Here is a 5,758-nt window from a genome sequence, read left to right as displayed (position 1 = left end):
TGGTCGACCCGGCGCGCGGCGGCGCGGCGGCCCTCGCCCGGTTCGCCGCCGCCGCGCACGAGCACGGCCTCGGCGTGCTCGTGGACGTCGTGCCCAACCACATGGGCGTCTCGGCGCCGATCGAGAACCCGTGGTGGTGGGACGTGCTGCGCCGCGGCCGCGCGTCGCCGCACGCGGAGGCGTTCGACATCGACTGGGAGCTCGGCGGCGGGAGGGTGCGGCTGCCGATCCTCGGCGTCACGCCGGCCGAGGCGCTCGCCGACATCCGGGTCGTCGCCGCTTCGCCGTCACGCGACCGCCGAGATCTCGTGCGATCCGACGCCACGAATGATGCGCAGGCGCACGAAATCGACGCGGACACGGGGCACGGATGCGGCCTGCTCCGCTACTTCGACCACCTGCTTCCGCTCGCGGACGGCTCGTTCGACGGCATCGACGACCCGGTCCGGCAGCTGCCCGAGATCCTCGCCCGGCAGCACTACGAGCTGCGGTTCTGGCGCGACGAGCAGGCCGAGCTGAACTACCGGCGCTTCTTCGCGGTCACGACCCTCGCCGGGGTGCGCGTGGAGCTGCCCGGGGTGTTCGCCGAGGCCCACGCGGAGATCCTGCGCTGGGTGCGGGAGGGGCTCGTCGACGGGCTGCGCGTCGACCATCCGGACGGGCTGGCGGATCCCGGCGCATATCTCGACCGGCTCGCGGCGGCCACCGGCGGCATCCCGGTGTGGGTCGAGAAGATCCTCGAGCACAGCGCGAGCGATCACCCCGAGCGGCTGCAGCCGGAGTGGGCCACGGCCGGCACGACCGGCTACGACGCGATGGCCGAGATCGACCGGGTCCTCGTGGATCCGGCGGGCGAGGCGCCGCTCGACGAGCTGGACGCGCAGCTGCGCCACGACAGCGGCCTGCCGCCGTACCCTGGCTGGGACGAGCTCATCCACGGCACGAAGCGGATGATCGCCGACACGATCCAGGGCTCCGAGGTGCGGCGGCTGGTGCGGGTGCTGCCCGCGGCCGTGCGCGACCAGCTCGGCGCGGACCTCGCGCGGGACGCGCTCGCCGAGCTGCTGGCCTGCTTCCCGACCTACCGCTCGTACCTGCCCGCGGGGCGGGAGTGGCTCCGGGATGCCGCGGCCACCGCATCCGCCCGCCGCCCCGACCTCGCCGCCGCCGTCGCCGCGCTGGTCGTCGTTCTCGCAGACCCGGCCGAGGAGGCGGCGCGCCGGTTCCAGCAGACGACCGGCCCGGTCATGGCGAAGGGCGTCGAGGACACCGCGTTCTACCGGGCCACGCGGCTCGGCACCCTCACCGAGGTCGGCGGCGACCCGTCGGTGTTCGCGCTGCCGGTCGCGGGTCTGCACGCCGCGTTCGCGCGGCGCCAGGCGGAGTGGCCGCTGGCGCTGACCGCGCTGTCCACGCACGACACGAAGCGCGGCGAGGACGTGCGCGCCCGGCTGTCCGTGCTCGCCGAGCTGCCGCGGGAGTGGGCGCGGGTGCTCGCGCGGCTGCGCGCGCACGGCTCCACCGGGCACGGGCCGTTCGACGCGCTGCTGTGGCAGGCGATCGTCGGCGCGTGGCCGGCGTCGCCGGCGCGGCTGCACGCGTACGCCGAGAAGGCGGCGCGCGAGGCGGGCGAGGGCACGACATGGCTGGAGCCGGATGCCGCGTTCGAGGCGCGCATGCACGCGCTCGTCGACGCCGCGTTCGGGGACGCGAGGCCCGTCGTGGAGGCCTTCGTCGCGCAGATCGCCGGCTACGGGTGGTCGAACTCGCTGTCGGCGAAGCTGCTGGCCCTCGCCGGGGCGGGCGTGCCCGACGTGTACCAGGGATCCGAGCTGTGGGAGACCTCGCTCGTCGACCCCGACAACCGCCGCGCGGTCGACTTCGCCGAGCGGGCGCGGACGCTGGCGCGGCTCGACGCGGGATGGCTGCCCCCGGTCGACGCCACCGGCGCGGCGAAGCTGCTGCTCGTCTCGCGCGCGCTGCGGCTGCGACGCGACCGGCCGGAGCTGTTCGCCGGGTACCGTCCGCTGCAGGCGGTGGGCGCGGCGTCCGGACACGCGATCGCGTTCGACCGGGGCGGTGCCATCGCCGTCGCGACGCGGCTGCCGGTCGGGCTGGAGCGCGCCGGCGGCTGGCGCGACACCGCGGTGCTGCTGCCCGCCGGGCGCTGGCGCGACGAGCTGACCGGTGCCGTGTTCGCCGCCGGCGGCGCACCGCTGGCCGCCCTGCTGGCCCGCTACCCGGTCGCGCTGCTCGCGCCCGCCCCCACCGACCGCTGAGCCGCCCCACCCTGAGCCCCTATGTCCCACTTTGGCGCGGTTCATGTCCCACTTCGGCCCGGAAAGCGACCGCCATACCGCGCCGAAGTGGGACACGCCCGCGGGGAGAAACCTCACCGCCCCACGAACCGAAGGAGCAGCCGATGATCGAGGTGTGGGCGCCGCAGGCGCAGCGGGTGCTGATGCGGCGGCCGGACGGCGCCGCCGACGTCGAGCTCGCGCGTGGGGCCGACGGCTGGTGGCGGGCGGATGCCGGGCTCGCCGACGGCGAGCGGTACGGCTTCGTCGTGGACGACGGCGAGCTGCGGCCCGACCCCCGCTCGCGCCGGCAGCCGGACGGCGTGCACGCGGCATCCGCCTGGGTCGACCAGTCCGTCCTCGACGCCGGTCGCACCGACGGCGGCTGGCGCGGACGCCAGCTCGCGGGCGGCCTCGTCTACGAGCTCCACATCGGCACCTTCACCCCCGAGGGCACGCTGGACGCCGCGATCGGCAGACTCGACCATCTCGTCGGCCTGGGCGTCACGCACGTCGAGCTGCTGCCGGTGAACGGCTTCAACGGCACGTGGAACTGGGGCTACGACGGCGTGCTCTGGTACACCGTGCACGAGGCCTACGGGGGCCCCGCCGCCTACGCGCGCTTCGTCGACGCCGCGCACGCGCAGGGCTTGGCCGTCATCCAGGACGTCGTCTACAACCATCTGGGGCCCAGCGGCAACTACCTGCCCGAGTTCGGCCCGTATCTGCGCACCGGATCACGCAACACCTGGGGCGACTCCGTCAACCTCGACGAGCCCGCGGTGCGCTCCTACATCGTCGAGAACGCGCTGATGTGGCTGCGCGACTACCGTGTCGACGGCCTGCGGCTGGACGCCGTGCACGCGCTGCACGACGAGCGCCCGGTGCACATCCTGCAGGAGCTGGCGACGGCATCCGACGCCCTCTCCGCGCACGAGGGCCGGCCGCTGACGCTCATCGCCGAGTCGGACCTGAACGACCCCACGCTGATCCTGCCGCGCGAGGCCGGGGGGTACGGCCTGACGGCGCAGTGGAGCGACGACTGGCACCACGCCGTCCACGTCGCCCTGACCGGCGAGACCGCGGGCTACTACGAGGACTTCGCCGACCCGCAGGCGCTGCCGAAGGTCTGGACGCAGGGCTTCTTCCACGACGGCACGTACTCGTCGTTCCGCGGACGGGACCACGGCCGCCCCCTCCCGCCCGAGGTGCCGGCCTGGCGGCTGATGACGTTCGCGCAGGACCACGACCAGATCGGGAACCGCGCCGCCGGCGACCGCCTCGCCGCCTCGGTCAGCCCGGAACGCCTGGCCGTGGCGGCGGTGCTCACCCTGACCGCGCCCGGCACGCCGATGCTGTTCATGGGGGAGGAGTGGGGTGCGACGACGCCGTGGCAGTTCTTCACCTCGCACCCGGAGGAGTGGCTCGGCGAGGCCGTGCGGAAGGGGCGCGCCGAGGAGTTCGCGCAGATGGGATGGGACTCCTCGCTCGTGCCCGACCCGCAGGATCCCGCGACCTTCGAACGGTCGAAGCTGCGGTGGGACGAGGCCGCCGGGGGCGCGCAGCTGCGGCTGCTGACGCTGTACCGGGCCCTCGCGCAGCTGCGCCGCGCGCGTCCCGAGCTGACCGACCCGTCGTCGGCCGCCCTGGCGGCGGCGGACGAGACCCCGGACGCCGCGCCGTCCGCGCGCCGGTTCGCCCTGCGTCGCGGCACGCTCCGCGTGCTCGCGAACCTGTCCCCGGAGCCGTGGGACGTCCCCCAGCTGCCCGGCGAGGCGGTGCTGCTGGCGACGGCGGGCACCGGCCCGCGGTTCCGCAGCGGCGTGCCCGCGGGGGTGCTGCGGCTGCCGCCCGACTCCGCCGCGGTGCTCGGTCCCGCCGTGTCATGACTCCGCCTGTGTCGCGGCGGTCTGTGTCAGGACTCCGGGCGTGTCGTCGCTCGGTCCGTGTCGCGGCCCCGCCCGTGTCATAACTCCGCCTGCGTCGCGGTGCCGCCCGCCGGGACCCGCGCCGTTCCGCGGATCTCCCCGTCGGCGGAGGTCTCCCAGGCGGAGTTATGACACGCGCCGTGGCCGCGAGCCGGCCTCAGCGGGGGCCGAACCGCTCGGCGAAGGCGCGCAGCAGCCGCGCGGGCTCGGTGACCGAGGAGGCCAGCACGCGGCCGGCGAGGGCGTCGTACTCCGCCGGATCGAAGTAGCCCGCGGTGCGGTAGATGGCCATGCGCTCCGCGAAGTCGCGGCCGGTCGGCTCGGGGTGGAACTGGGTCGCGTACAGCCGGTCGCCGACGCGGTAGGCCTGCACCGGGCACGCCGGGTTCGTCGCCAGCAGCTCCGCGGTCGGCGGCACCAGAGCCGCGCCCTCCTTGTGCGCCGTGAACGCGTCGAAGCGCGTCGGCAGCACGCCGGTCACCGGGTCGGCGCGGCCGATGTCGGTGAGCTCGATCGTGGTGGGTCCGGTGTCCTCCGGCACGTCGCGCGTGACGGAGCCGCCCAGCATCCGGGTGACGACGCCGATGCCGTAACAGGTGAACAGGGCGGCGGTCCCGGATGCCGCGGCCGCCGCGGCGAGCGTCTCCAGCGCGTCCTCGACCCGCCGCTGCGCCTCCGAGCGATCCGGGTCGGTCGCGTTGAAGGGGCTCCCGCCGACGACGAACCCGGCGTAGCGCTCGATCGCGTCGGCGGGCAGCGGATCGTCCACGAGATCGTGACGGCGGAGCCGCGCCGGGTCGAGCCCGGTCGCGACCCGGAACGACGCGTACTCGCCGTGCGCCGCATCCGCCTGCGGCCGCACGCAGACGTACAGCAGGGGCCGCGATTCCATGTCGAGAAGTCTAGGAGCGCGACGAGTTCGCGGTCCGGCCGCGCACGATGCCGACGAACGCGTCGACGAGCGGCGTCGTGCGCTCGGCGGGCCAGGCCAGGGCGACGGTCGAGGCGGGCCCGCCCGCGAGCACCCGGTGCGCGAGGTCGCGACGGTGGTGCAGCCGGGCGAGCGACATCGGCACGATCAGGATGCCGACGCCGGCCGCGACGGTCGCGATGGCCTCGGGGGTGGTGGCGGGAGGGTCGAACGCCGGCGCGACCGTCCCGGGCACGTCGAGGTCCAGCACGTCGTCGACCGGGACGATCAGCACCTCGCCGGCGAGGTCGTCGGCGGTGAGCTCGTCCGCCGCGGCCAGGTGCGAGTCCGCAGGGAACACGACGACCGGCGCCTCGTCGTAGAGGGCGATCACGTGCAGCCCGTCCCGGTCGACCGGCAGGCGGACGATCGCCGCATCCACCGCCCCGGACGTGAGCGCCTCGCGCTGGCCCGCGACCTCCAGCGGCACGAGCTCGAGCGGGTCGTCCGGCATCCGCTCGCGCCAGCGGTCGATCCAGGTGCCGGGCGTCGCCCCCGGGATCGCGCCGAGCCGGAACGGCCCCGGCGGCCCCGCCTCCGCGGGTGCCGGTCCGGGTGTGCGC

The 5,758-nt window shown here is 75.4% G+C and carries 4 protein-coding genes; 2 read left to right on the top strand and 2 right to left on the bottom strand.

The genetic code is table 11. The annotated features are described in order from the left end of the window. The coding region (gene treY, locus QM626_RS12040; RefSeq protein ID WP_415077189.1) for a malto-oligosyltrehalose synthase at positions 1-2,279 on the top strand (2,279 nt) is incomplete at its 5' end. Between the two features lie 143 nt (positions 2,280-2,422). After that, positions 2,423-4,186 carry a malto-oligosyltrehalose trehalohydrolase gene (treZ, locus tag QM626_RS12035; protein ID WP_415077188.1) on the top strand — a complete coding sequence of 588 codons (1,764 nt, stop codon included), beginning with the start codon at positions 2,423-2,425 and terminating at the stop codon, positions 4,184-4,186. Positions 4,187-4,382: 196 nt separating this feature from the next. On the opposite strand, the gene QM626_RS12030 is transcribed toward treZ, so the two are convergent. Beyond that, complete coding sequence (locus QM626_RS12030) at positions 4,383-5,117, bottom strand: glutamine amidotransferase-related protein (protein WP_415077187.1); 735 nt, start codon at positions 5,115-5,117, stop codon at positions 4,383-4,385. Between the two features lie 10 nt (positions 5,118-5,127). Further along, the coding region (locus tag QM626_RS12025) for a LysR family substrate-binding domain-containing protein (RefSeq protein ID WP_415077186.1) at positions 5,128-5,758 on the bottom strand (631 nt) is incomplete at its 5' end.

The organism is Microbacterium sp. (assembly GCF_047606385.1).
Classification (GTDB): Bacteria; Actinomycetota; Actinomycetes; order Actinomycetales; family Microbacteriaceae; genus Microbacterium.
Note: the sequence above shows the minus strand (reverse complement) of the source record. Positions and strands in the feature narration are given on the sequence as shown.